25 protein-coding genes and 1 pseudogene are annotated in these 21,018 nt (G+C 71.1%); 7 read left to right on the top strand and 19 right to left on the bottom strand.

Annotated features, from left to right (window positions below; translation table 11 throughout):
- Positions 1–7: 7 nt before the first annotated feature.
- The 7 genes from V5E28_RS45625 to V5E28_RS45595 all read right to left on the bottom strand — a co-directional run bounded on the left by V5E28_RS45625 (position 8) and on the right by V5E28_RS45595 (position 4,434).
- Complete coding sequence (locus V5E28_RS45625) at positions 8–547, bottom strand: Clp protease N-terminal domain-containing protein (RefSeq protein WP_336216505.1); 540 nt, start codon at positions 545–547, stop codon at positions 8–10.
- Positions 548–551: 4 nt separating this feature from the next.
- Positions 552–767 carry a helix-turn-helix domain-containing protein gene (locus V5E28_RS45620; RefSeq protein ID WP_336216504.1) on the bottom strand — a complete coding sequence of 72 codons (216 nt, stop codon included), beginning with the start codon at positions 765–767 and terminating at the stop codon, positions 552–554.
- Between the two features lie 114 nt (positions 768–881).
- Positions 882–1,640 (bottom strand): metal-dependent hydrolase, encoded by a 759-nt coding sequence (locus V5E28_RS45615; RefSeq protein WP_336216502.1) that lies wholly within the window; start codon positions 1,638–1,640, stop codon positions 882–884.
- Positions 1,641–1,710: 70 nt separating this feature from the next.
- The gene (locus V5E28_RS45610; protein WP_336216500.1) at positions 1,711–2,931 is read right to left on the bottom strand and encodes a CynX/NimT family MFS transporter; all 1,221 of its coding nucleotides are present in this window, start codon (positions 2,929–2,931) and stop codon (positions 1,711–1,713) included.
- Positions 2,932–3,054: 123 nt separating this feature from the next.
- Positions 3,055–3,660 carry an SRPBCC family protein gene (locus V5E28_RS45605; RefSeq protein ID WP_336216499.1) on the bottom strand — a complete coding sequence of 202 codons (606 nt, stop codon included), beginning with the start codon at positions 3,658–3,660 and terminating at the stop codon, positions 3,055–3,057.
- 31 nt (positions 3,661–3,691) lie between these two features.
- Positions 3,692–4,072, bottom strand: a complete 381-nt coding sequence (locus V5E28_RS45600) for a hypothetical protein (protein ID WP_336216498.1) — start codon at positions 4,070–4,072, stop codon at positions 3,692–3,694.
- Positions 4,069–4,434, bottom strand: coding sequence for a hypothetical protein (locus V5E28_RS45595; RefSeq protein WP_336216497.1), 366 nt, complete (start codon positions 4,432–4,434; stop codon positions 4,069–4,071). Before V5E28_RS45595 ends, V5E28_RS45600 begins: the two co-directional genes overlap by 4 nt.
- Positions 4,435–4,554: 120 nt before the next feature.
- Between V5E28_RS45595 and V5E28_RS45590 the strand changes: the two genes are divergently transcribed.
- Positions 4,555–5,049, top strand: a complete 495-nt coding sequence (locus V5E28_RS45590; RefSeq protein WP_336216496.1) for a DUF523 domain-containing protein — start codon at positions 4,555–4,557, stop codon at positions 5,047–5,049.
- Here V5E28_RS45590 and V5E28_RS45585 read toward each other — a convergent pair.
- Entirely contained in the window at positions 5,025–5,405 is a 381-nt protein-coding gene (locus V5E28_RS45585) for a hypothetical protein (protein WP_336216494.1), read from the bottom strand. The two genes, V5E28_RS45590 and V5E28_RS45585, sit on opposite strands and share 25 nt — an antisense overlap.
- A gap of 306 nt (positions 5,406–5,711) precedes the next feature.
- On the opposite strand from V5E28_RS45585, the gene V5E28_RS45580 reads away from it, so the two are divergent.
- Positions 5,712–7,082 carry a Dyp-type peroxidase gene (locus tag V5E28_RS45580; RefSeq protein WP_336216493.1) on the top strand — a complete coding sequence of 457 codons (1,371 nt, stop codon included), beginning with the start codon at positions 5,712–5,714 and terminating at the stop codon, positions 7,080–7,082.
- Positions 7,083–7,164: 82 nt separating this feature from the next.
- Here the strand turns inward: V5E28_RS45580 and V5E28_RS45575 are convergent, their stop codons facing one another.
- The gene (locus tag V5E28_RS45575) at positions 7,165–8,688 is read right to left on the bottom strand and encodes a M28 family peptidase (RefSeq protein ID WP_336216491.1); all 1,524 of its coding nucleotides are present in this window, start codon (positions 8,686–8,688) and stop codon (positions 7,165–7,167) included.
- A gap of 155 nt (positions 8,689–8,843) precedes the next feature.
- Here V5E28_RS45575 and V5E28_RS45570 point away from each other — a divergent pair, with 155 nt between their 5' ends.
- From V5E28_RS45570 to V5E28_RS45560, 3 genes are all read left to right on the top strand, one after another.
- Positions 8,844–8,984, top strand: coding sequence for a hypothetical protein (locus V5E28_RS45570; RefSeq protein WP_336216490.1), 141 nt, complete (start codon positions 8,844–8,846; stop codon positions 8,982–8,984).
- Between the two features lie 66 nt (positions 8,985–9,050).
- On the top strand, positions 9,051–10,847 hold the full coding sequence (nhaA, locus tag V5E28_RS45565; protein ID WP_336216488.1) for a Na+/H+ antiporter NhaA: 1,797 nt from the start codon (positions 9,051–9,053) through the stop codon (positions 10,845–10,847).
- Positions 10,848–10,886: 39 nt separating this feature from the next.
- On the top strand, positions 10,887–11,315 hold the full coding sequence (locus tag V5E28_RS45560) for a hypothetical protein (RefSeq protein WP_336216487.1): 429 nt from the start codon (positions 10,887–10,889) through the stop codon (positions 11,313–11,315).
- On the opposite strand, the gene V5E28_RS45555 is transcribed toward V5E28_RS45560, so the two are convergent.
- Together V5E28_RS45555 and V5E28_RS49890 are read right to left on the bottom strand one after the other, a co-directional pair.
- Complete coding sequence (locus tag V5E28_RS45555; protein WP_336216485.1) at positions 11,306–11,509, bottom strand: hypothetical protein; 204 nt, start codon at positions 11,507–11,509, stop codon at positions 11,306–11,308. The genes V5E28_RS45560 and V5E28_RS45555 overlap by 10 nt on opposite strands.
- A 124-nt stretch (positions 11,510–11,633) precedes the next feature.
- A pseudogene (locus V5E28_RS49890) lies at positions 11,634–12,080 on the bottom strand (SDR family oxidoreductase); the annotation flags it as partial.
- An 85-nt stretch (positions 12,081–12,165) separates the two neighbouring features.
- Between V5E28_RS49890 and V5E28_RS45550 the strand changes: the two are divergent.
- Positions 12,166–12,438, top strand: coding sequence for a hypothetical protein (locus tag V5E28_RS45550; protein WP_336216484.1), 273 nt, complete (start codon positions 12,166–12,168; stop codon positions 12,436–12,438).
- Here V5E28_RS45550 and V5E28_RS45545 read toward each other — a convergent pair.
- Complete coding sequence (locus tag V5E28_RS45545) at positions 12,425–12,877, bottom strand: hypothetical protein (protein ID WP_336216482.1); 453 nt, start codon at positions 12,875–12,877, stop codon at positions 12,425–12,427. The two genes, V5E28_RS45550 and V5E28_RS45545, sit on opposite strands and share 14 nt — an antisense overlap.
- Before the next feature lie 44 nt (positions 12,878–12,921).
- Between V5E28_RS45545 and V5E28_RS45540 the strand changes: the two genes are divergently transcribed.
- Positions 12,922–13,899 (top strand): helix-turn-helix transcriptional regulator, encoded by a 978-nt coding sequence (locus V5E28_RS45540; RefSeq protein ID WP_336216480.1) that lies wholly within the window; start codon positions 12,922–12,924, stop codon positions 13,897–13,899.
- A gap of 16 nt (positions 13,900–13,915) precedes the next feature.
- Here the strand turns inward: V5E28_RS45540 and V5E28_RS45535 are convergent, their stop codons facing one another.
- Genes V5E28_RS45535 through V5E28_RS45505 form a run of 7 tightly spaced genes read right to left on the bottom strand, consistent with a single transcriptional unit; the run spans position 13,916 to position 20,999 of the window.
- On the bottom strand, positions 13,916–14,938 hold the full coding sequence (locus V5E28_RS45535; RefSeq protein ID WP_336216479.1) for an ABC transporter ATP-binding protein: 1,023 nt from the start codon (positions 14,936–14,938) through the stop codon (positions 13,916–13,918).
- A complete protein-coding gene (locus tag V5E28_RS45530) occupies positions 14,935–15,936 on the bottom strand; it encodes an ABC transporter ATP-binding protein (RefSeq protein WP_336216478.1) in 1,002 nt (333 codons plus the stop codon). Before V5E28_RS45530 ends, V5E28_RS45535 begins: the two co-directional genes overlap by 4 nt.
- Positions 15,933–16,784: an ABC transporter permease gene (locus V5E28_RS45525; RefSeq protein WP_336216477.1), complete on the bottom strand. Its 852-nt coding sequence runs from the start codon at positions 16,782–16,784 to the stop codon at positions 15,933–15,935. The genes V5E28_RS45530 and V5E28_RS45525 overlap by 4 nt, the downstream gene beginning before the upstream one ends.
- Positions 16,781–17,761 carry an ABC transporter permease gene (locus tag V5E28_RS45520; protein ID WP_336216476.1) on the bottom strand — a complete coding sequence of 327 codons (981 nt, stop codon included), beginning with the start codon at positions 17,759–17,761 and terminating at the stop codon, positions 16,781–16,783. Before V5E28_RS45520 ends, V5E28_RS45525 begins: the two co-directional genes overlap by 4 nt.
- Entirely contained in the window at positions 17,758–19,362 is a 1,605-nt protein-coding gene (locus V5E28_RS45515) for an ABC transporter substrate-binding protein (RefSeq protein WP_336216475.1), read from the bottom strand. Before V5E28_RS45515 ends, V5E28_RS45520 begins: the two co-directional genes overlap by 4 nt.
- Positions 19,363–20,067, bottom strand: a complete 705-nt coding sequence (locus V5E28_RS45510) for a PIG-L deacetylase family protein (RefSeq protein WP_336216474.1) — start codon at positions 20,065–20,067, stop codon at positions 19,363–19,365. It lies immediately after the preceding gene.
- Positions 20,064–20,999, bottom strand: a complete 936-nt coding sequence (locus tag V5E28_RS45505) for a GNAT family N-acetyltransferase (RefSeq protein ID WP_336216473.1) — start codon at positions 20,997–20,999, stop codon at positions 20,064–20,066. Before V5E28_RS45505 ends, V5E28_RS45510 begins: the two co-directional genes overlap by 4 nt.
- Positions 21,000–21,018 lie beyond the last annotated feature (19 nt).

Here is a 21,018-nt window from a genome sequence, read left to right as displayed (position 1 = left end):
CGCGGCTTCAGGCTGTACAACGCCGCCGGCGCGTGGGGATGCCCGCCTCTTCGACGAGCGCCGGCACCTCGACGCCGACGGCGCGGAGGATGCGCCCGGCGCCGTTCGAGCCGTCCGCGAGGAGGCCCCAGAGCAGGCGCTCCCCCGTCACGGGCCCGGGCCGCCACATCGCCACCTCGACCGCCTTCCTGGCGTGCATGGCCAGCGGGACCTCGCCGAGCGGGCCGTACAGCACGACCCGCAGCGGTTTGAAGGGGGTGCGGGCGAGCCGCCACCGTGCCGGGTCGTCGGCGCCCCCGCGCGTGCGGCGGCGCACCTCGTCCAGGTCGATGCCGAGCGTGGCCAGCAGCCCGCGGGCGTCGCCGGTGTCGACGTGCTCGCGCACCGCCTCGGGGGTGGCGGTGAAGGTGCCGAGGACGAAGGGCCGCGTCTCGGCCAGGGCCAGCAGGAGCAGGCCGGTGTCGAGCGTGGGGCGGCCCGCGTCGAGGGCGAGCGTCCCCGCCCTGACCATGGCCCGGCGGGCGGCGCCGGTGAATCTGGTGAGCACCCTGCTACCTCCCGATCCGGCGGGCGTGCTTGCGATGGGCGGACTGCCGCTTGACGCCGAGGGCGTCTGCCACCTGTTCCCAGGACCAGCCCTGAGCTCTGGCGTTGGACACGTGCATGGCTTCGAGCTCCTCCAGCAGGGCCCGCAGCGCGGCGACGGCGGCCAGGCCGGCGCCCGGGTCGCGGTCGGCGGCCGCCTCGGCGAGTTCGGTGACTCTCATGGCGTCAGCATGTGCTGACAAGCGTGTGCTTGTCAACACGTGCTGACGTACACGTGCTGACGTGCGCGTCAGGCGAGCGCCTTCTGGTAGCAGCGGTGATCCGACCGCCCGGCCCTAGCGGGTCACCGTGGTGCGCATGGTGAGCGCCTGATCGGCCAGGGTGAGCTCGACCGTGACCTGGCCCAGCTCGGCGGCGTCACGGACATGGGTGCCGCCGCACGGGATCGACACCTCGGCGTCCGGCAGGGCGCAGTGCCAGGTGCGGCGGGCGGTGAGCTCCGGCCCCGGCACGTCGAGCCGGACCGGGGCGCCGCCCGTGACCCACGTTTTCAGCCGCTCGTCGACCTCGCGCGCGACCTCGGCGACGTCCAGCCCCTCGGCCGCGAAGCCCTTCTTGCGCAGCGACTTGCCGAGCCGGTACTCGTCCAGGCTGGCATTCGGAGTGATCCGCGAGGAGGTGATCGCGCTCTGGTCGAAGTCGGGGTGCCCGAGGCCGTCGAGCGTCACCTGCTTGCGCCACCGGCCGGCCAGGGCGGCGTTGAGCGCGAGGGCGGCCAGGTGGCAGGCGGTGTGACCGGCCGACAGCGCAGCCCGGTAGGGGGCGTCGACCTCCAGCTCCACCTCGGCGCCGACGGGCAGCGGGCTGCCGGTCACGTGCACGACCAGCCAGTCCCAGCCGTCGGCGCCGCGCCGTACCGGAATGTCGGTCCCCAGGAAGATCTCGCCGTCGGCGGACCGCGCGCCCGTCACGCAGTCGAGGACGGGCAGGCCGCCGATGGCGCCGCGGTCGGCGGGCTGGTCGGGCCAGGTGTGGTCGAGCGGGTGGAACGGGGTCTCGGTGACGACGAGGCCGTGCCGCTCCCCCGACGGCACGGCCCCGACGATCTGTGAACGGCCACTGACATGACCGTTAGGGAAGGTGACAACTGTCGAATTCACAGCGTCATCCTGGCAGAAGTGCTTCCCGCTCGTCCTCCAGGTAGCGGTTGCGTCCCGCGTAAAGGCCGGTCAGGAGCTGCACGACGAGCACTCCGAAGATCAGCGTGTACGGCAGCGCCCAGCCGCCGCTCGTCTCGTGGAGCACGCCCACCAGGAGCGGTCCGGCGCCGGCGATGAGGTAGCCGGCGCTCTGCCCGAAGGCGGACAGCGCGCCGGTCGACTCGGGCGTGCGGGTGCGCAGCGCGAGCATGGTGAGCGCCAGCGGGAAGGAGCCCATCCCGATCGCCACGAACACCACCCAGACCGGCGCGGTCGAGGCGGGCGCGGCCCAGAGACCGGCGAAGCCGATGGCGTAGGCGATGACGAGACCGACCACGACGGGTCTCTGGTCGCGGAAGCGCGCGGCGATGACCGGCACCAGGATGGAGACGGGGATGTTCAGCGCGGTGAACGCGCCGAGGATCACCCCGGCCTGGTCGGTGGTGTAGCCGCCGTCGGTGAGGATGGTGGCGAGCCAGCCGAACATGATGTAGGCGATCATGGACTGGGTGCCGAAGTAGATCGCGACCGTCCAGGCCAGCTTGCTTCTGGCAAGCCGGCGGATGCCCGCGTCCCCCTGCCCGGCGCGCCGCTCCGGCTCACTGCGCAGCAGCGCAAGCCACGGAATGGCGGCGACGGCGGCCAGGGCCGCCCAGACCCCGAGCGCGATGTGCCAGTCGCCCGACGCGCGCTCGATCGGCACGGTGGCCGCGGCGGCGAGCATGGTGCCGACGGCCAGCGCGGTGGTGTAGACGGTGGTCATGATCCCGGTTCGGGCCGGGAAGTGGCGCTTGATCAGCGAGGGGATCAGCACGTTGCCGACGGCGCCGCCCGACAGCGCGACGGCACTGCTGACCAGGAACAGCGGCGCGGAGCCGGCAAGCGACCTGACCAGCATGCCGGCGCCGAGCGTGACGAGGGCGAGCAGCAGCAGCCGGTGCTCGCCGACGCGGCGGGCCAGCGTGGGCGTCACCGCGCCGACCGTGGCGAAGGCCAGCACCGGTAGCGTGGTGAGCAGGCCGGTCCCGACGCTGGTCATGCCGAGCGCGCTGGAGAGCTGGTCGAGCAGGGGGCCGACGCTGGTCACGGCGGTGCGAAGGTTGAGCGCCGCGAGGACGATGCCGAGCACGAGGAGCCAGGCGAGAGAGTTCGTGCTGCCTCTTGACTCCGGGGCGATCACACTCATGCCGGGACCAGTCCTCCACTCATCAAGTCATGGGATGAATCGCCATCCTAACAGTCCAAAAAGGTACATATATTCCCTGGACATGACGAAGCCCCCGGCAGTGCCGGGGGCTCCTGAGTGGCCTTACAGGACCGGTCGCGGCCCCTGGGGCGGGTCGTTGCGCGGGGGCACGGGGCCGGGAGGCGGGAGCGTCCCCTCCTGAGGGAATCCGGTGCCGCCGATCGTGCCGGGCGGCACGGGGTCGTCACTGACGCCGAGGCCGGAGCCGGGCTGGTGCGCGCCGGGCACGTCACCCCGCCAGCCGCCGGTCTCGCTGCCCCGGGACTCGATGAACGACTTGAAGCGTTCCATGTCGTTCCTGATGCGCAGCTTGACGATCTGCAGCCAGTCGCCGGCCTTCTCGACGAACCCCTCGGGGTCGTACTCCATCTGGAGCGTGACCCTGGTCGTCTCGGGGTTGATGTGGTGGAAGGTGACCACACCGGCCTGGTGCGGCTTGTCGATCGACCGCCAGGCGATGCGCTCGTCCGGGTGCTGCTCCGTGATCTCGGCCTCGAACTCGCGCTTCACGCCCGCGATCTCGGTGATCCAGTGCGTGCGCGTGTCGGTGACCTGTTTGATGGATTCGACGCCCTCCATGAACTCGGGGAAGCTCTCGAACTGGGTCCACTGGTTGTACGCGACCCTGACCGGAACATTGACGTCTACGGAGTGTTCGATCGTACTCATGAGATTCGTTGCTGCCCCGGCGCGCGCGCCGTTAACGTCGGCGCCACAGCCAGTAGAGGCCCACGAGGGGCAGCACCAGCGGAATGTACAGGTAGCCCCGGCCGTAGCCCGACCAGACGGTGTCGTCGGGAAAGGCCGCCGGGTCGAGCACGCTGACCGTACCGATCACGAGCACCCCGGCCAGCTCGATGCCCAGCGCCACGAGCGCGAGCCTGCGCGCTCCGCGCACCAGGGCGACGGTGAGCAGGACGTAGACGAGGGCGGCGAACGCCGACAGCGAGTAGGCCAGCGGCGCCTCGCCGAACCTGGTCAGGATCTGCACGGTGGCGCGCGCCCCGGCGGCCAGCGCGAACAGTCCGTAGACGCCGACGAGCGCGCGGCCGGGCCCCTTGCCGAGTGCGGTGTCGCTCATCCGGCGCCCTGCCAGATCTGCAGCAGGCGGCCCGTCATCACGGCGACCGCGAAGGCGGCCACGACCAGGATGGCCGGCCCCCACCGGCTCCGCTCGGCCAGCGCGAGGAAGACACCCGCGGGCGGGATGACCGCCGTGCCACCGAGGTAGCCGAAGAGGGTGGCCCGGCCGCCGGCCGGCTCCTGCCCGCCGATCACCGCCGCGACCACCAGCCCGGCCTGAACCAGGATCGCCACCTCCAGCACGGCGAACGCGACGAGCAGGACCATGCCCATGGACCGGTCCCGGATCGCGGTGATCAGGCTCGCCAGCGCGAGCAGCAGCGAGCCGGCGATGACGATCGTGGCGACGGTGGTGTTCATCGGGGAAAAGGCTATCGCCCGGACAGGTCGCCCTCGATTCCGTCCGGCACCCGTGCGGGCCCGGCCGACGGCTCGCTGGTCCCGGCCGCGCTCGTAGGATCGGCTCGTAGGATCGAAGGCGTGGAGAGGATCCTCGTCAGCGCGTGCCTGATGGGCCGTCGGGTGCGCTACGACGGCGGCGCCAAGACCAGCTCCGACGAGCGGCTCGCCGCCTGGCTGCGGGAGGGACGGCTGGTGCCCTTCTGCCCCGAGGTGGCGGGCGGGCTGGCGATCCCGAGGCCCGCGGCCGAGATCGAGGGCGGGGCGGGCGGGGCCGCCGTGCTGGCCGGGGCGGCCAGGGTGATGGCCGCCGACGGGTCGGACGTCACGGCCGAGTTCCTGGCGGGCGCGCGGGCCGCGCTGGCGGCCGCCCGTGCCTGCGGCGCGCGGCTGGCCGTGCTGAAGGAGGGCAGCCCGTCGTGCGGGGCGCTGGCGATCTACGACGGGACGTTCACCGGGCGCCGCGCTCCCGGCCAGGGCGTCACCACCGCGCTGCTGGAGGGCGACGGCATCCGCGTCTTCACCGAGGACCACGTCGACGCCGCCGCCGCCTACCTGCGCACCCTGGAGACGTAGAAGGCGCCGCCGAGGCCGAGCGCGAGCAGCGTCGCGATGGTGCGGTGGTACCAGGTGTGCAGAGGTGTGGCCGCGGCCCCGCCCAGCGCGAGCGCGAGGATCCCGAGCAGCACCCCGGCCAGCGCGACCGCCTGCGCGTAGATCAACCCGTCCCAGGCCCGCGCCCATCCGGCGAGCGCGCCGTAGCCGCCTGCGAGCACCGCCGCCCCGCACACCGTCTCCACGATCGCGGCCGGCGCGATCACCGGCTCGGCCAGCGGCGCGAGCGCGATGCCGGCATGCGTCAGCGCCGCCACCAGGAAGATGAGCCCGTAGACCAGGCAGGCGACTCCCAGGGCTTTGCGCAACACGTCCATGCCCTCACGGTGACACCCCGCGCGGCACGGCGAATCATCCCTGAGTCGGTGGCCCGGGTACGCCGCCGGCAGTAGAGAGCGCGCGTCTCACCAGAAGAAGGGGCCCGGGCTGCCGCGCCCGCGAGGCGGACCAGAGGCGATCGGGAAATCGAAAAGTCCTTATTCCGGAAACCATCGCGTCTTATTTGCAGTCATACAAGTTGGACGCGCCTAATTACGTGGGAACTTTGGGCATTTGTCATCCGCTCATAGGCGTGACCGGGGGCCCGGACGATCATCGACGCAACGGGGAGAGGACACTCGGCAATGCCAGTCGACCTGACCAACGAACGACCCCTGGCCTGGGATTCGGCCACGCTCGACGCGGACACCAAGAAAATGCTCGACAACCTGCAGCCCAACATCCTCAGGGCGCACGTTCGCGAGTATCTTTCCGTGCTGTTCGTCCGCTTCAATGATGTCGCCGAGGGCAGGCGGTATCTCAGGAAGATCGCCGACACGAAGATGAAATCGGCCCTCCGGCACCTCCAAGAGGTGCGCGACTTCGCCAATGCCCGCCGCCGCGGCACGCCGTATGTGGGCATCGGCATCAGCAAAGCCGGATACCGCGACCTCGGCCACTCGGTCGACGACATGCGCAAGTTCGGCGACCTGGTGTTCCGCGACGGCATGAAGCGCCGCATCGGCGAAGTGAGCGACCCGCCGGTTGAGGAGTGGGACAGGTGCTACCAGCGGGAGATCCACGCCGTGATCCTTATCGGTGACTCCGAGCGGGAGCCGGTCGAGGCGCTGCGCAAGGAGTTCCTGCGCGACCTGCCCGGCAGTGCCAGGGTGCTGGGCGAGGAGACCGGGCAGGGCATGCGCAACCCCGCGGGCGACGGCATCGAGCACTTCGGCTACGTCGACGGCCGCAGCCAGCCGCTGTTCGTCAAGGACGAGGTGGACAAGGAGCCCAAGAAGCACTGGAACCCGGCGTTCCCGCTGAGCAACGTCCTGGTCGCCGACCCGCTGGCGCCGGACCCCGATCGCCACTTCGGCAGCTACTTCGTCTTCCGCAAGCTGGAGCAGAACGTCCGCGCCTTCAAGGAGATCGAGCAGAACCTGGCCGACAGCCTGGGCCTGGCCGACGGTGACCGCGACCGCGCGGGCGCTCTGCTCGTCGGCCGGTTCAAGGACGGCACGCCCGTGACGCTCAAGGCGAAGGCGGGCGGCGGCACGGTCGTCAACGACTTCACCTTCGAAGCCGACGAGGGCAGCAAGTGCCCGTTCAGCGGCCACATCAGGAAGACCAACCCGCGCTCGTTCGGCCGCGACGTGCTCATGGCCAGGCGCGGCCAGACCTACGGGCGGCGAAGCGACGACCCGTGGGACGACTCCCCGCCCGAGGCGCGGCCCAGCGGCGAGGTGGGCCTGCTGTTCATGGCGTTCAACAGCAGTCTGATCAGCCAGTTCGAGTTCACGCAGCAGAGCTGGGCGAACGCCCCCGACTTCGAGGCCCCGTCCACCGGCCACGACCCGGTCATCGGCCAGGGGGACCGGGAGATCAAGGTCGTCTTCCCCAAGGTGTGGGGCAAGCCCGGGATGTCGCCGCCGCACAGGCAGGTGGCCCAGACCGTCACCATGAAGGGTGGCGAGTACTTCTTCATGCCGTCGCTGGCCTACCTGCGCGCGCTGTGACCGTCGGGCGCGCGGGAACCCGCTCTCCCGCGCGCCCCGGCGGCCGTCCCCGCCACCGGCGGGGACGGCCGCCGGGAGCGGATCACTGACGCGTGATCCTGACGTCGTCCACCCCGGCCTCCACCAGGCTCGCCGTCGAGGCGTCGGCCGCCTCGACGAGGATCCGCACGCTCTGCCCGGCGAACGCGGAGATGTCGGCGCTGACCGTGCCCCACACGGCGTCACGGTCCACGGCCGCCCCGAGCCGCTGGAACACCGTGGCGGTGGTGCTCCCCACGACCTTCACCCGGAAGAAGTCGGCGCTGGAGGAGTTGCTGCCGTGCGCGAGATACCACCCCAGCGACAGGTTCAGCACGCCGTCCGCCGGCAGGGTGATCGCCGGTGACTGGATGGAGGTCACGCCGCCGTCGAGGTCGCCGGCTCCGGCGCTGGAGCCCGCGAGGCGGCCGGTGACCAGGCCGTTGACGCCGCTCAGGGTGGTGCCGAGCTGCTTGGCGCCACTGGAGGTGGTGGCCTGGGGGTCGCCGCGCTCCCACTGGCCGGTGGTCGCGGTGTCGCCGCCGTTCGGGTTCACCGTCCAGCCGCTCGCGCTCTCGAAGGTGTCCGACCAGACGGTGGCGGGCGGCACCGCGGTGCCGAGCGTCCAGACGGCGTGCGCGATCGCGTCGGTGTTGCGGTCCAGCGCCGTGTCGTTGATGTTCGAGGTCGTGTCGCACGAGCGGTGATAGCAGGGGTCGAACGCCTGGCCCGCGGTGCCGCCCCACAGTTGCGCCTGGGCGCTGGTCTTGACGCCCTCCGCCCCGGTGAACGTGCCGCCCGCCGGGATTCCCGCGCTGATGAACGGGCCGTAGTCGGAACGGCCGTCGAAGTCGGTGCCCCGGGTGGGGACGCCGATGGAGGTGAAGTAGCTCGCCAGGGTCTGCTCGAGCTGTGCCGAGCCGGCGGGGCCGGGTCCCGATCCCACGCCGTCGGAGTTGTCCCCGTCATAGAGGAAGTAGCCGGCGTTGGGCGAGCCCACCATGTCGAAGTTCAGATACGCCTTGATCCTGGCGCGCTCGGCGGCGGGCAGGTTGTTGACGTAGAACTGCGAGCCGCGCAGGCCCAGCTCCTCAGCGCCCCACCAGGCGAAGCGCAGGTGCTTGGCGGGCTGCAGCGCCTGCCGTGACACCTCCAGCGCCACCTCCAGGATGGCCGCCGACCCCGAGCCGTTGTCGTTGATGCCCGGCCCCGCTGTGACGCTGTCGAGGTGGGCGCCGGTCATCAGGATGTCGTCCGGGTCGCCGCCCGGCCAGTCGGCGATCACGTTGTAGCCGGTGGCGCCGTTGTAGACGAACGACTGCAGGGTGGTGGTGTAGCCGGCCGCGTCGAGCAGGCCTTTGACGTAGTTGGCGGAGGCCAGATAGCCGGGCCGGCCGTGTGCTCTGGAGCCGCCGTTGCTGGTGGCGATCGACTGTAACTGGCTGAGATGGGCCTTGACGTTCGCGAGGGGAATGTCCGGGGGTGCCGCCGAGGCCGCGGGCGCCGTCAGCACCAGGGTGAGCGGGAGGGCGAGGACCACTGCCAGGGTTGCGGCGCGGGCCATGCCCTTGGGGAGGTGGAAGCGCATGTGGCTCCTCCGCGAGAGTCAGGAGATGGGGTCGATCCCGATGTGCGCGGTTGGAACGTAACGAGCGCACAGCATCCTGAATAGACCCATATATCCGGACCGTCTGAGGGCTCAGCTCGCCCCAGGTCGGCTTCTTCGCCATCTCCGACACCTTCATGGACTGGGCGCGCGCGTCGACCAGGATGACGTCCGCGTCGTACTTGTCGGCGTTCTCCCAGCTCAACACCTCCCAGAAACCCCCCTCGCTCTCGGTGGGCCTGGCCGGGGAGACGACGTTCACGCCGAGCCTCACCTAAGTAGGAAGCGCCTGCTCCCCCGTTGAGAGCCCCATCTAAGATCGGGCACTAAGGGGGAAACAGGGCATGCTGCGGGCTTTCTTCAGAAACGAGGCAGGCAGCACCACGGTGCTCCTCGCCGCCACGCTCCTGGCGTTGCTGTGGGCGAACTCGCCCTGGGGCGAGACCTACGAGGCCTTCTGGCACATCGACATGGGGCTGTCCTTCGGGGACGCGACCTTCTCCCTCGACCTGCGCCACTGGGTCAACGACGGGCTGATGACGATCTTCTTCTTCGTCATCGGGCTGGAGATCTCCTACGAGGTGCGGCTGGGCCAGCTGCGTGACCGGCGGCTCATCGCCGTGCCCGCCGTCGCGGCATTCGGCGGGATGGTCGTCCCCGCGGCCGTCTATCTGGCCTTCAACGCGGGCGGGCCCGGCGCCGTCGGCTGGGGCGTGCCGATCGCCACCGACACCGCGTTCGTGCTCGGACTGCTGGCCGTGGTGGGTGCGCGCTGCCCCGAGCCGCTCCGGGCGTTCCTGCTCACCCTGGCCATCGTGGACGACATCCTGGCCATCGCGATCATCGCGATCTTCTACACGGAGAGCCTGTCGATCCCCTCACTGATCTCCGCCGTCGCACTGCTGGCGGCGATCGTGACGCTGCGGTGGCTGAAGCTCTGGCGGGCGCCCGCGTACATCGTGCTCGGGTTCGGGCTGTGGGTGGCCACGCTGGAGAGCGGCGTGCATCCGACCCTGGTGGGCATCGCGCTGGGCGTCCTGGTGTTCGTCTACGCGCCCAGCGACCAGAAGCTGCTGCGCGCCGGGGAGGCCATGCAGGAGCTCACCAGCGCTCCCAGCCCGCAGGCCGCCGCACAGGCAACCCGGCTGGTGCGGATGGCCGTCTCCGTCAACGAGCGGCTGCAGCTCCGGCTCCACCCGTGGAGCAGCTACGTGATCGTGCCGCTGTTCGCGCTGGCCAACGCCGGAGTCCGCCTGGACGCGGAGACGCTGCGCGCCGCCGCCACCTCTCCCATCGCCATCGGCGTGGCGCTCGGCCTGCTGCTCGGCAAGATCGTCGGCATCACGATCGGCACCTGGCTGCCGCTGAGGCTCAACTGGGGGGTGCTGCCCGGCAACCTGGTGTGGGGCCAGCTCCTGGGCGGCGCGGCGGTGTCCGGCATCGGGTTCACGGTCGCGCTGTTCATCGTGGACCTGGCGTTCGAGGACCCGCGCCTGCACAGCGAGGCCAAGATCGGCATTCTGGCCGGATCACTGCTGGCGGCGCTGCTCGGCTCGCTCATCTTCCGGCTGGCGTGGGACCGTGGCGGCGTCTGCGCCCCGCCCGAGGCCGAGCCTGAGGAGGTGCTGCCCTTGCTGCTGAGCGAGCCCGTCGGACCGGACGACCTCGTGCGCGGGCCGAAGAAGGCGGCCGTCACCATCGTGGAGTACGGGGACTTCGAATGCCCCTACTGCGGCCGGCTCCACCCCGTCCTGCAGACACTGCTCCAGCGCCACAAGGACCTGCGGGTCGTCTTCAGGCACTTCCCGCTGCGCACGCTGCACCCGCGCGCCATGCCCGCCGCGCTGGCCGCGCAGGCCGCGGCCGAGGCCGGCCGGTTCTGGGAGATGCACGACACCCTCTTCGACAACCAGCGCTTCCTCACCGACGAGGACCTCGCCCGTTACGCGGCCGAACTCGACGTGGACCTGTGGTCGGACCTGCGCGGACGCACCGAAAGGATCGCCCGCGACGAGGCGTCCGGCCGCGCGAGCGGGGTGCGCGGCACTCCCACGCTCTTCATCAACGGCGTGCGCTACCAGGGCGGGCTGGACCTGAATTCGATCAGCCGCGCAGTGGATCAATCCCGCCCCAGCCCGTAACGTCAGCGCCACGCCCTCTAACGGCTGGAGACCTGTCGCATGTCCAACTCGCTGGCGAACCTCGTCAACATCCTCACCACAGGTCTGCTGTGCGTGCTGCTCTTCGTCGGTGTCGTGGTGTCAGGGATGGCCAGGCGTCAGCATGGACGCGCGGCGACCATCGGGATGGCGGGCTTCCTCCTGCTGTTGCTGGAGGCGATCCTCCGGCTCGTCCAGGTCCTGACGTTCGAGCTGGTCATCGAATCGGTCGGGCCGGCGCTCATGGACACCGTCTTCATGCTCGAGTCCCTGCTCGGCTTCCTCTTCACCGCGATCGGCGTCGGCCTGCTGATCTGGGCCGTGGTCGCCCGCCGCACGCCGCCTCCGCCTCCCCAGCCGCCACAGCCCCAGGGGTGGCAGCAGCCGGGGTGGCAGCAGCCGCCTGGTCCGCAGCCCGGCTGGCAGCAGCCCGGCAGCGGTCAGGGCTGACCTGAGAGATAGTCCCGCCAGGTGATCTCCCCGGCGGGACGCGCCGCGGTGGTGAGGTGCCCGGCCCGGAAGGCGCGGCCGAGCCTGCCGGGCACCCGCAGCCGCAGCACCGGGCGGCGCACCCCGCGGGCACGCAGCCACTGCCCGGCGGCCTCGGCCATGGACAGCACCTCCGGCCCTCCATACTCCTCCACCGCCTCCCCGGGCCCCCCGGCTGACCAGGGAGAGCAGGTGCGCTGCCACGTCGCGCACGTCCACCGGCTGGGCGGGGATCCCCGGATCGGCGACCAGCGCGCCGAACCTGGCCGGGCCGGCGAACGCCAACGCGACGAACTCGTGAAACTGCGTCACCCGCACCACCGTCCACGGCACGCCGCCCGCCCGGACCAGTCCCTCGCCGCGCAGCTTGGTCCGGTAGTAGCCCAGCGGCACCCGGTCCACACCCACGATCGAGATGTAGAGCACATGCCCCACCCCCGCCGCGCGGGCCGCCGCCAGCAGCGCCGTGGTGCCGTCGAGTTCCACCCGGCGCGTGTAGCGGCCCTTGTACGGCGCGGAGGCCAGGTGCACGATCACGTCCACCCCGGCCACGGCCTCGGCCACGCCCCGGCCGGTGGACAGGTCCGCGACGACCCACCGCACGCCGTCCGTCCCCTCGCGGAGCCGGCGGCTGGTCGCCCGTACCTCCAGCCCACCGGCGGCGAACCTGTCCACCACGGCACGTCCGAGCCGCCCGCTTCCGCCTGTCACCAGTACGCATGTCATGGCGACAGGACGAGACACCGGCAGGAAATGTGACAGTGTTGGAAGATAAAGGCAAAATCCGTACTGCTGCGCGTTTGAGGGGCTCATGAACCGAGAGCAGCCCGACCCGGATCAGACCATCTGGCATCGCCGGCCCCGTCCGGCCCCGCAGCCGGCGCCCCCGCCTCCCGAGGGCGCCTCCTCCACGCAACGCCTGCCGTACACCCCGGACATGCTCCCCGACGTGCCCGCCTACGAGGCCGCGCCCGCCAGGTCGGGCTGGTGGTGGGTGATCCTCGTGGGCGGGATCGCGCTGCTGGTGACGGCGCTGGCCGTGGGCGTGGTGCTGTGGGCGGGCGGCGAGTTCACGCCCTGGTGAGGTCCATGGTCCAGTTGGTCTCCCAGGTCTGCTCCCCGTCCACCGAGAAGGCCTGCTCCCAGCGGGCGGAGTCCTCGCCGTGCACGGTCCAGATGAAGCGGCAGCGCACCGGCGTGCCCTCGTAGGAGTCGTCTGCGTAGAACTCTCCCCGGTCGCCGTCGAAGGCGCCCACCATGGGCGGCAGGTCGAGCACGCCCCTGGCGCTGCTGGACCAGTAGATGGACCACTGCCGCGTCTCGGGGTTGAAGATGCGCACGGTCAGGCCGTAGAACCCCTTGGTGGGGAAGGCGATCTCGTCGAAGCTCGCCGCGCCGTCGAAGTGCCGGGTGGCGACGGTCCGGCCGGGGAACTCCTCCCAGTCGTCGCTGCCGACCAGAGCCTTGCTCAGCCTGCGGTTGGTCACGTTCCAGGTGCCTGCGAGGAAGTCGAAGTCGTTCATGCGAGGAATGTAGGGCAGGTTCACTGACAGGTAGTGTCAGCGGAATGCGCGCTTCTCGCCTCGTTTCGATCCTGCTGCTCCTGCAGACGCGTGGCCGGATGACCGCCCAGGAGCTGGCCGATCGGCTGGAGGTCTCGGTGCGGACCATCTACCGGGACGTGGAGTCGCTGCACTCCGCCGGGATCCCGCTCTACGGCGACGCCGGCCACCGGGGCGGCTACCGGCTGCTCGACGGCTACCGGACCAGGCTGACCGGGCTGACCACCGACGAGGCGGAGTCGCTGTTCCTGGCGGGGCTGCCGGGGCCCGCGGCCGAGCTGGGACTGGGCGCGGTGGTGACGGCGGCGCAGCTCAAGCTGATGGCCGCGCTGCCCGTCGAGCTGCGCGACCGGGCCGGTCGGATTCAGGAGCGCTTCCACCTCGACGCCCCCACGTGGTACCGGGACCCCGAGCCGGTCACCCACCTGCCCGCCGTGGCCGACGCCGTGTGGAACGAGCACCGGCTCCAGGTCCGCTACCGCCGCTGGAAGGCGCCCCAGGAGGTGGAGCGCCGGCTGGAGCCGTACGGGCTGGTCGTCAAGGCCGGGCGGTGGTATCTGGTGGCCCGCTGCGGCGAGGACGTGCGCACGTACCGGGTGTCGCAGATCCTCGACCTGCACCCGCTGCCCGAGAGCTTCGCCAGGCCGGCCGGTTTCGACCTGGCGGCCTACTGGCGGTCCTACCTGGAGGAGTTCGAGGCCAGGCTGCGGCGGGGCGAGGCGGTGGCGCGGCTGTCACCACGCGGGCTGGAACGCCTGGCCGACCTCATGACACCCGGCATGGTCAGCGCGGCCCGGCAGAGCGCGGAGCCGCCCGACGAGGAGGGCTGGACGCGGGTGACGGTGCCCATCGAGTCGATCGACCACGCGGAGGGCGAGTTCCTCAGGCTGGGCGCCGACGCCGAGGTGATCTCCCCGGCCGAGCTGCGCGAGCGCGTGGCCGGCAGCGCCGAACGGCTCGTGCGGCTCTACCGGCGGGCTTGACGGCGAGCCGCGATGGTCACTGAGCGGTCGTCCCGCCGGCCGGGACGGCGCCTCCGGCCTCCCGCTCGGCCTGCCAGCAGTGGGTCCAGCGCCCGTCGCCCAGCTCGGTGCGGCCGGGCACCCGCGTCGAGCAGGCCGGCAGCGCCACCGGGCACCGGGGATGGAACCGGCAGCCGCCGGGCGGATCGACGAGACTCGGCGGCTCGCCGTGCCGCTTCGCCTCTCTGGGCGTCACCCGGTCGGGGTCGGGCGCCGACTCCACCAGGAGCCGCGTGTAGGGGTGGCGGGGCGACTGGGTGAGCGCCTCGCTGGGCCCGCTCTCGATCAGCCGCCCGGCGTACATGACCGTGATGTCCTCGGCGAAGTATCGGGCGCCGGCGATGTCGTGCGTGATGTACAGCAGCGCCATCCCGCTCTCGTCGGCCAGCTTCTCCAGCAGCCGCAGCACCCCGAGCCGGATCGACACGTCCAGCATGGAGACCGGCTCGTCGGCGATCAGCGCGATCGGCCGCACCGCCAGCGCGCGGGCGATCGCGACCCGCTGGCGCTGACCGCCCGACAGCTCGTGCGGCAGCTTGTCCATGAACTGCTCGACCGGTGTCAGGCTGACCCGCTCCAGCAGTTCGGCGACCAGCTCCCGCTCGTGCGCGTCGGAGCGCGCGTGCCCGTGCACGCGCAACGGCCTGGCCAGGTGATAGCGGACCCGGTGGAACGGGTTCAGCGAGGCGAACGGATCCTGGAAGATCAGCTGCACCTGCCGCCGGTAGTCACGGAACGCGGCCCCGCGGTGCGCCCGCACGGCCTCGCCCCGCAGCAGCACCTCGCCGGAGGTGGCCGGGTAGACCTGGGCGAGCAGCCGCGCGACCGTGCTCTTCCCGCAGCCGCTCTCCCCCACCAGCGCGCTCACCCGGCCGGCCCGCAGGGCCAGCGACACCTCCTCCACCGCCCGCACCGGCGGCCGCCTGCCCCACCGCCCGCCGCGCGCCGCGATGAAGTGCTTGGTGAGGTTCCGCCCCTGCAGGACGATCTCTCCGCTCACGACGCCTCCTGTACGGTGTCCGCCCCGGTGCCGTCGTTGAGCAGGCACGCCACCTCGCCATCGGGCCCGGGCCGCAGCTCGGGGCCACGGCTGGAGCAGTCGGCGAAGGCGTACCGGCAGCGGGGATGGAAGGCGCAGCCGGAAGGCGGCGCCCGCAGGTCGGGGGGTGTGCCGGGGATGCCGAGCAGCTCCTCGCGCGGCCCGTGCAGGCGCGGGAAGGAGCGCAGCAGCCCGAGCGTGTAGGGGTGCCGGGGCGCCTTGTGCAGCGCCCTGGCCGTGCCGGTCTCCACCACCCGGCCCGCGTACATCACCGCGATCCGGTCGGAGATCTCCATGAGCAGCGACAGGTCGTGGGTGATGAAGACGACGGCGAAGCCGTACTCCTCGCGCAGGGCGCTGATCTCGAGCAGGATGTCGCGCTGCACCACCACGTCGAGCGCGGTGGTCGGCTCGTCCATGATGACGACCTCGGGGTTGAGCGCGAGCGCGATGGCGATGGCGGCCCGCTGCCGCATGCCGCCGGACAGCTCGTGCGGGTAGGCGCGCCGCCGGTCGGCGCTGATGCCGACGCGCTGCAGCAGCTCGGCCGAGCGGGCCTGGCGCTCCTTGCGGGTCATGGCGGGGGCGTGGATGCGCAGCACGTCCTCGATCTGGGCGCCGACGGTGCTGACCGGGTTGAGGGAGTTCATGGCGCTCTGGAAGACGACCGCCAGCTCCTTCCAGCGGAAGGCCCGCAGCTCCTTCGGCTTCAGGCCCAGCACGTCGACCGCCGAGCCGTCCCTGCGGTGGTAGACGACCGAGCCTGAGGTGATCACGGCGGGCGGGCGCAGCAGCCGGGCGACGGCGTTGGCCAGCGTGGACTTGCCGCTGCCGCTCTCTCCCGCGAGGCCGAGGATCTCGCCCCGGCGCAGGTCGAGCGAGACGTCGGCGACGGCGTGCACGGCTCCGCCGGCCGACAGGTAGTCCACACCGAGTCCGCGCACTTCCAGGACGTTCACGACTGCGCCTTTCCTGCGAGGGCGGCGGCCTTGCGCGGGAGCTTGACCGTGCGCAGGCGGGGGTTGGCGATCTCGTCGATGCCGAAGTTCACCAGGGCCAGCCCGGTGCCGATCAGCGCGATGCACAGGCCGGGCGGGAGGAACCACCACCACGCCCCGATCAGCAGCGCCTGGCCGTTCTGCGCGAAGTAGAGCATGCTCCCCCAGCTCACGGTGGACAGGTCGGCCAGGCCGAGGAAGGACAGCCCGGCCTCGGCCAGGATCGCCGCCACCACGGTCGCCAGGAAGCTGGTGGCGATGACCGGGAGCAGCACGGGCAGGATCTCGAAGAAGACGATCCTGAGCGGCCCCTCCCCGCCGGCCCTGGCCGCCTCCACGAAGTCGCGGCGCCGTACCGACAGGGTCTGGGCGCGCAGCACGCGCGCGCCCCACGCCCACCCGGTGACGGCGATCACCACCGCGACGGAGGCGACCCCGCGCTGCGGCAGGTAACCCGCCAGCACGATGATCAGCGGCAGCGCGGGCAGCACCAGGAAGATGTTGGTGAGCACGGACAGCACCTCGTCCACCGCGCCGCCGACGTAGCCGCCGACCAGCCCCACAGCGACGGCCAGCACCGTGGCGATCACCGCCGACAGCACGCCGACGCCCATCGACACGCGAGCCCCGTGGACGAGCTGGGTGAGGACGTCCTGGCCGGTCTGGGTGGTGCCGAGCCAGTGCTCCGCCGAAGGCCCCTGCAGGCCGTCCGCGCTGGTCGCGGCAGGGTCGGTGCCGATGAGCAGCGGCCCGAAGATCGCGGTCAGCGTGAAGAAGGCGAGGATCACCGCACCGATCTTGATTTTCACCGGGCCTCCTGCCGGGTCCTGGGGTCGAGGATCACGTAGGCCAGGTCCGCCAGGAAGTTGGCCACCAGCACGGCCAGCGAGATGACCAGGAAGATGCCCTGCATGAGCGGGAAGTCCTCGTTCTCCACGCCCTTGAGCAGCATCGAGCCGATGCCCGGATAGGAGAAGACGATCTCGGTCAGCACCGAGCCCCCGACCACGAAGCCGAGCGAGAGGGCGAAGCTGGTGATGTTCGGCAGGATCGCGTTGCGGGCCGCGTAGGCCCACATGACGCGGCGGCTGGTCAGTCCCTTCGCCTCGGCCATCACCACGTAGTCCTCGCCGAGCGTGGTGACCATGACGTTGCGCATGCCGAGGATCCGGTCGGCCATCGAGGCCAGCACGATGGTGATCGCGGGCAGCGCCGCGTGATAGGCGACGCTCGCGGCGAACTCCCCGGTCAGGCCGGGCGCCACGTCCAGCGCGTAGGCGCGGCCGACCGGGAACCACTCCAGCGTCACCCCGAAGACGAACACCAGCGCCAGCGCCACCCAGAAGTACGGCACCGCGTGCATGAACGTGGCGGCGGGCAGCACGCCGTCGAGCCAGGTCCCGCGCTTCCACGCCATCAGCACCCCGAGCGAGGTGCCGATCACGTAGCTGATCAGCGTCGCGACCCCCACCAGTCCGATCGTCCACGGCAGGCTGTCGGCGATGACCGTGGACACCTCGGTCGGGAAGAACGTGATCGACCTGCCGAGCTCCCCGCGTGCCAGGTTGCCCAGGTAGTCGGCGTACTGCTGCCACAGGCTCGCGTCGCTGATCCCGAACGCCCGCTTCATCGCGTCGATGGCGGCCGGGTCCACGTTCCCCTTCAGGCGGGCGACGAGCAGGTCCACCGGATCCCCCGGCATGAGCCGGGGGATGAGGAAGTTGAGCGTGACGGCGGCCCAGGCCGTCAACAGGTAGAACCCGAGCCGCCGCGCCAGGAACCTCACGCCGGCTTCAGCCGCAGCAGGACCACGGCCGCGTCGGGTGAGGTGTAGGGCGACGGCATCGCGTAGGGGTCCTGCTCGGAGGGCCACCCGACATACTTGTCGGTGCGGTACTGCGCCCACGCCGGGCTGTAGAAGAGCGGGAGCGCGGGCAGCTTCTCCACCATGATCCGGCCGAGCTCCTGGGTGGCCCGCTGCTGCTCGGCCTCGTCCTCGGTGGCGGCGTACTCGTCGATCAGCCGGTCGGTCTCGGCGTCCTTCCACCGCTGGTAGTTGCCGGTGGCGGACTCGCCGACGGGCGCGGCGAGCTTGCCGTAGAGCAGCGAGCGCATCTGGAAGTACGGCGCCGCCCCGGCGGGCGTGGCCCTGATCGACAGGTCGTAGGTGCCCTTGCCCACCTTCGACACCCAGTCCTGGAACGCCACCCCCCGGGTCTCGACCGTGATGCCGACCTTGGCCAGGTCCTCCCTGATGAGTTGCGCGGCGTTCACCCAGTCGGTGAACGGCGACGGCACCAGCAGCGTGAACCTGAGCTTGGCCGGATCGACGCCCGCGAGCAGTTCCTTGGCCTTGGCCAGGTCCACCTTGTAGGCGGCGTCCTTGTGCTCGGGCGGCAGGTACGCCTCCCCGCCCGGCGTCGGGATGCCGGTCGGGTGCGCCACCTTGGTGTAGCCCCGTTCGGCCACCTCGACGATCTTGTCCCGGTCGATGGCCAGGCTGATGGCCTGGCGCACCTCCGGCTTGGACAGGATCGGGTGGGTCAGGTTCGGCAGCAGCGTCACCACGCCCTCGGCCGGGAAGTAGTACTTGTTCGTCTCCGGCTTGCCCTGCACGTAGATCTTGTCGATGTCGGGCACGAACGCGCCCGCCCAGTCGACCTCTCCCTGCCGCAGCGCCGTCTGCACGCCGTTGGCCGTGTAGGCGGGGAACTTCAGCGCCGGCACCTCCGGCTTGCCCGGCTGCCAGTAGGCGGGGTTCTTCTCCATCTCGTAGAGCTGCGAGCTGAACGACGACAGCTTGTACGGCCCGGTGCCGACGGGCTGGGGATTGGTGAAGGTGACCGGGTCCTGCTTCTCGAACAGGTGCTTGGGCACGATCGGCGTGCTGCCCGCGATGTTGAACAGCTTGGCGTAGGAGGTCGTGGCGAAGTCCACCCGGACCTTGTCCAGCGCGAGCGCCTCGGCGCCCTCCAGCTCCAGGGCGCTCTTGTTGAGCTCGGGATGCTTTCTGAGCACCTCGAAGGTGTAGGCCACGTCGTCGGCGGTGAACGGCTTGCCGTCGGTCCACTTCACCCCCTGGCGCAGGGTGAAGGTGAGGGACTTGCCGTCCTTGGACCACTCGTGCTTGAGGGCGAGCCACGGGGCGACGTCGCCGGGCCTGAGCTTGTTGAAGAACAGCAGCGTCTCGTAGATCATCCCGCTGGTGCCGAAGTTCACGCCTTCGAGGTGGAACGGGTTGAAGTTCTCCTGGAACGTCCCCGAGTCGATCGCGTGGATGATCAGGGGCGGCGCGCTCGCCGTGCCCTTCCCCTCGCCGGCGCCGCCGCCCGCGCACCCCGCCATCGCCAGGACCAGGACGGCCGCGGCCGCCAGTGCTCGTCTCACCTAGGACGCCTTCCCGAAGTAGCTGGTGCGCAGATCACGCGAGCCCCTGGGCGCGGCGAACGCCTGCGCCCGCCGGAACCCCGCGGGGGCACCGCGCACGATCGTCAGCGCGCGGTAGTAGTCGACGTACGGGAAGCCGTAGGTCTCCCCTCGGGCGTAGGCGTAACCGGTGATGGCCTGCGACCAGATCTCGTACGCCTCCTCGCTCAGCTCGACGAACACGTCGGGCACGTAGCCGTCGGCGTCCTCCCAGTTGTCCGCGTAGTAGAGCTCGCCCGCCCAGTACGCCGGCCGTTCGCGCGCCAGCGTCTTCAGCCCGCCGTAGAAGCGCGCGTCCTGCACGATCCGGTGGGTGCGGGCATGGTCCTTGTGGATGGACTCGCCCCAGTGCGTCAGGATCACGTCAGGCCGCAGCTCCCTGATCAGGTCGCCGACGCGCATCTTGACGTCCTCGTCCTCGGGCAGCAGGCCGTCCTCGTAGTCGAGGAACCTGACGTCCGCGCCGATCCGCTCGGCGAACGTCTCGGCCTCCTGCCGCTTCTGCTCGGCGTAGTCGGCCACGGGCAGCCGCGGGTGGCCGCGCTCGCCGAGCGTGAGGTGCAGCAGGCTCGCGCGGTCGCCGCGCAGGACGTGCTGGGCGAGCACGGCGCCCGCGGTCAGGTCGAGGTCGCCCGCGTGGGCGCCGATGGCCAGGACGTGGGTCATGGCGACCGCCTCATCACGTGGAACCGCCTGGTGACCTCGTATCCGGCCCTCGCGTAGAGGTGGCCTGCCGGGCTGGCCTCGCCGGTCCACAGGAACCACGACGAGTGCAGCCCCTCGGCGCGCATCATGGTCATGGTGTGGTGGAGCAGGATCTTGCCGAGCCCGGTGCCGCGCTCCTCCGAGTCCACCCCGAACGGCCCGAACCTCTCAGGAATCCCTCGGTAAGCCCCGAAAACCGCGAACCCCACTATGTGATCTTTTTTCGCGATAACCATGCGCTTGGGGTCCGCGTGTCGCCTGATCGCCTCGCCCCAGTCCGGGTTGAAGGCACCGGCCGCGAACCGGATGAGCTCGGGCAGCTCGCCGTCGGCCGAGGAGCGGAACGCGTACCCCTCGCTCTCGCGCACGCTCCGCAGCTTGCGCACCTCGTCGGGCGTCACGTAGCCGACCAGCGTGCGGTCCATGGCGACCGGCGAGTAGAGGGTCCGGAAGCCGAGCCCGTTCAGCAGCCTGAACCCGTCGGGATAGAGCTCGGCATCGGCCCCGGGCAGCACATAGTTGGGCGTGTAGGAGGCGAAGTCGACGGTCGTCCTGCCCTGCTCGCGCAGGAAGTCCAGCGCCTCGCCGAGCAGCCGCCGCCCGAGCCCGCGCCCCCGCTGCTCGGGCGCCACGAAGAAGAAGGGGATCCAGCCGGTTTCCGGCTCCAGATCGGTCCCGGGGGCGAGCGGCGTCAGCCTTCGCACGCCGTACGCGCACCCCACCACCCGGCCGTCGGCCACCGCGACCCGCAGCCCCTCGGGATCGAAGTTGGGGTCGAGGAGCACGCAGTCGCGCAGCCACCCGGAGGTCGTGGGGTCGCCTGGCATGCTCCGGTTCCAGGCGTCTAAGAGGGAGAGCTCGTCTCCCGCTGCGAACGCGCGGACAGTGACCATCGCCGGTCCTTTCACCTGG

It is taken from the genome of Nonomuraea sp. LPB2021202275-12-8 (assembly GCF_037044575.1).
GTDB lineage: Bacteria > Actinomycetota > Actinomycetes > Streptosporangiales > Streptosporangiaceae > Nonomuraea.
Note: the sequence above shows the minus strand (reverse complement) of the source record. Positions and strands in the feature narration are given on the sequence as shown.

Coding starts and splice junctions, on each gene's coding strand:
- V5E28_RS45585 (WP_336216494.1), bottom strand. CDS start 5,405: ATGGACGTGTTGCGCAAAGCCCTGGGAGTCGCCTGCCTGGTCTACGGG.
- V5E28_RS45620 (WP_336216504.1), bottom strand. CDS start 767: ATGAGAGTCACCGAACTCGCCGAGGCGGCCGCCGACCGCGACCCGGGC.
- V5E28_RS45610 (WP_336216500.1), bottom strand. CDS start 2,931: ATGAGTGTGATCGCCCCGGAGTCAAGAGGCAGCACGAACTCTCTCGCC.
- V5E28_RS45575 (WP_336216491.1), bottom strand. CDS start 8,688: ATGCGCTTCCACCTCCCCAAGGGCATGGCCCGCGCCGCAACCCTGGCA.
- V5E28_RS45605 (WP_336216499.1), bottom strand. CDS start 3,660: ATGAGTACGATCGAACACTCCGTAGACGTCAATGTTCCGGTCAGGGTC.
- V5E28_RS45560 (WP_336216487.1), top strand. CDS start 10,887: ATGTCCAACTCGCTGGCGAACCTCGTCAACATCCTCACCACAGGTCTG.
- V5E28_RS45580 (WP_336216493.1), top strand. CDS start 5,712: ATGCCAGTCGACCTGACCAACGAACGACCCCTGGCCTGGGATTCGGCC.
- nhaA (WP_336216488.1), top strand. CDS start 9,051: ATGCTGCGGGCTTTCTTCAGAAACGAGGCAGGCAGCACCACGGTGCTC.
- V5E28_RS45600 (WP_336216498.1), bottom strand. CDS start 4,072: ATGAGCGACACCGCACTCGGCAAGGGGCCCGGCCGCGCGCTCGTCGGC.
- V5E28_RS45540 (WP_336216480.1), top strand. CDS start 12,922: ATGCGCGCTTCTCGCCTCGTTTCGATCCTGCTGCTCCTGCAGACGCGT.
- V5E28_RS45595 (WP_336216497.1), bottom strand. CDS start 4,434: ATGAACACCACCGTCGCCACGATCGTCATCGCCGGCTCGCTGCTGCTC.
- V5E28_RS45510 (WP_336216474.1), bottom strand. CDS start 20,067: ATGACCCACGTCCTGGCCATCGGCGCCCACGCGGGCGACCTCGACCTG.
- V5E28_RS45545 (WP_336216482.1), bottom strand. CDS start 12,877: ATGAACGACTTCGACTTCCTCGCAGGCACCTGGAACGTGACCAACCGC.
- V5E28_RS45550 (WP_336216484.1), top strand. CDS start 12,166: ATGAACCGAGAGCAGCCCGACCCGGATCAGACCATCTGGCATCGCCGG.
- V5E28_RS45505 (WP_336216473.1), bottom strand. CDS start 20,999: ATGGTCACTGTCCGCGCGTTCGCAGCGGGAGACGAGCTCTCCCTCTTA.
- V5E28_RS45570 (WP_336216490.1), top strand. CDS start 8,844: ATGGACTGGGCGCGCGCGTCGACCAGGATGACGTCCGCGTCGTACTTG.